This is a genomic window from Betaproteobacteria bacterium (assembly GCA_016791345.1).
GTDB lineage: Bacteria > Pseudomonadota > Gammaproteobacteria > Burkholderiales > JAEUMW01 > JAEUMW01.
Genome location: JAEUMW010000112.1, coordinates 1 through 2,622, shown reverse-complemented (window position 1 = coordinate 2,622; position 2,622 = coordinate 1). Strand labels below are relative to the sequence as shown.

3 protein-coding genes are annotated in these 2,622 nt (G+C 67.5%); all 3 read left to right on the top strand.

Annotation, left to right across the window (positions count from 1 at the left end; translation table 11 throughout):
• Positions 1–793: UxaA family hydrolase (locus JNK68_04475; GenBank protein MBL8539608.1), on the top strand; the 793-nt coding region annotated here is incomplete at its 5' end.
• 60 nt (positions 794–853) lie between these two features.
• Complete coding sequence (gene gudD / locus JNK68_04470) at positions 854–2,194, top strand: glucarate dehydratase (protein ID MBL8539607.1); 1,341 nt, start codon at positions 854–856, stop codon at positions 2,192–2,194.
• Between the two features lie 228 nt (positions 2,195–2,422).
• Positions 2,423–2,622: hypothetical protein (locus tag JNK68_04465; protein ID MBL8539606.1), on the top strand; the 200-nt coding region annotated here is incomplete at its 3' end.

Here is a 2,622-nt window from a genome sequence, read left to right as displayed (position 1 = left end):
GGGCTCGGCGAAGCAGCATCTGGAACGCCTGAACGCGCGCCGGCGCGAGACCTGCCCGGCGTCCGACCTGGTGGTGGGCGTGCAGTGCGGCGGCAGCGACGCATTCTCCGGCGTGACGGCAAACCCGGCCGTGGGCTTTGCCACCGATCTGCTGGTGCGGGCCGGCGCCACCGTCATGTTTTCCGAGGTCACCGAAGTCCGCGACGGCGTCGACCAACTCACCTCGCGCGCCGTGACCGCGGAAGTGGCGGACGCGATCATCCGCGAGATGGCCTGGTACGACGCCTATCTCAAGCGCGGCAGCGTCGACCGCAGCGCGAACACCACCCCCGGCAACAAGAAGGGCGGGCTCTCGAACATCGTCGAGAAGGCGATGGGCTCGATCGTGAAGTCCGGCTCCTCACCGATCTCCGGCGTCGTGTCGCCCGGCGACAAGGTACAGCAGAAGGGGCTCGTCTACGCCGCCACGCCGGCCAGCGACTTCATCTGCGGCACGCTGCAGCTTGCCGCCGGCATGAACCTGCACGTCTTCACGACCGGTCGCGGCACGCCTTACGGGCTTGCGTCATGTCCGGTGATCAAGGTCGCCACGCGCAGTGACCTCGCGCGGCGCTGGCACGACCTGATGGACGTCAACGCGGGTCGCATCGCCGATGGTGCAGCGAGCATTGAAGACGTGGGCTGGGAACTGTTTCGCCTCATGCTCGACGTGGCGAGCGGCAAGAAAACCTGGGCCGAGAAATGGCAGCTCCACAATGCGCTGGCGCTGTTCAATCCCGCGCCGGTGACTTGAGTCGCCGGCACGTTATCACTCTGACGAATATTTCCATCGACACCAAAGTAGGAGGATCTCATGTCTCAAGCTCAATCCAGCACGCCGCGGGTGACCGCGATGCGCGTCGTCCCGGTCGCCGGCCACGATAGCATGCTGATGAATCTGTCCGGCGCACATGGCCCGTACTTCACCCGCAACATCGTCGTCCTCACCGACAGCGCCGGCAACACGGGGGTGGGGGAAGTCCCCGGCGGCGAGAAGATCCGGCAGACGCTGGAGGATGCGCGAGCGCTCGTCATCGGGCAGTCGATCGGCAACTGGCTCGCGGTCCTGAACGCCATGCGGCGCCAGTTCGCGGACCGCGACGCCGGCGGGCGCGGGCTGCAGACCTTCGACCTGCGCATCACCATCCACGCCGTGACGGCCGTGGAGGCCGCGCTGCTCGACCTGCTCGGCCAGTTCCTCGGCGTCCCCGTCGCCGCCTTGCTCGGCGAGGGGCAGCAGCGCGAGGCCGTGGAGATGCTGGGTTATCTCTTCTATGTCGGCGACCGCAGGCGCACCGACCTGCCCTATCGGACGGAGCCGGACGCTGACAACGAGTGGTTCCGTTTGCGCAACGAAGTCGCGATGACGCCGGAGGGCGTGGTGCGTCTGGCGGAAGCGGCGCATGCGCGCTACGGCTTCCACGATTTCAAGCTGAAGGGCGGCGTGCTGCGCGGTGAGGAGGAGGTCGAGGCGATCCGCGCGCTGCACGAGCGCTTTCCCCAGGCGCGCTGCACGCTCGACCCGAACGGGGCTTGGCTGCTCAAGGATGCGGTGCGGCTCACGCGCGACCTGCACGGCGTGCTGGCTTACGCCGAGGACCCGTGCGGTGCCGAAAGCGTGTACTCGGGGCGTGAGGTGATGGCGGAATTCCGCCGCGCCACCGGGCTGCCGACTGCCACCAACATGATCGCTACCGACTGGCGCGAGATGGGCCACGCCATCCAGCTGCAGTCCGTCACCATCCCGCTCGCCGACCCGCACTTCTGGACCATGCAGGGTTCGGTGCGCGTGGCGCAGATGTGCCACGAATGGGGACTCACCTGGGGTTCGCATTCGAACAACCACTTCGACGTTTCGCTCGCGATGTTCACCCATGTCGCCGCCGCCGCCCCCGGCAAGATCACCGCGATCGACACGCACTGGATCTGGCAGGACGGCGAGCGACTGACGAAGGAGCCCTTCAGGATCGAGGGCGGACTGGTGAAGGTTCCCGAGAAACCGGGACTGGGGGTGGAACTCGACATGGAGCACGTGGAGGCGGCCCATCGCCTGTACCGGGAGAAGGCGCTCGGCGCGCGCGACGACGCCGCCGCCATGCAATACCTCATCCCCGGGTGGAAGTTCGACAACAAGCGTCCCAGCATGGTGCGCTGAAGGCGCTCGCCCGAAGCCGCGAATGCCGTCGTTCTCGGATCCGCGGCGTCGTTCGCGTCACGCCCTGCGACCGGTGGACTCCCACCGCTCGCAGGGTGCTTGTCCAGGCGCGGTGCTGTGCACATCGCGACAGTCACCGCCCGCGCCACGGCAAAATCCGGCAACCCTGCTAGACTTCCCTGGAGCGGCTGCAGACCGCGACTTGAGCGACGACGGAGGGGTTGGGACATGCTGGCGCTGACGGAGCAGGGCAAGACCGAGCGCCTGGAGGCTGCGGGCGCACTGGTGCGCGCGAAGGTTCCAGGAGACGACCAGGCGGCCACCGAACGCTTTCTGGCCGAGTACTACCGGCAGGTGGATCCGGACGACCTGGCGGAGCTCGATACCGCCGACATTTACGGCGCGGCGCTTTCCCATCTCGCGTTCGC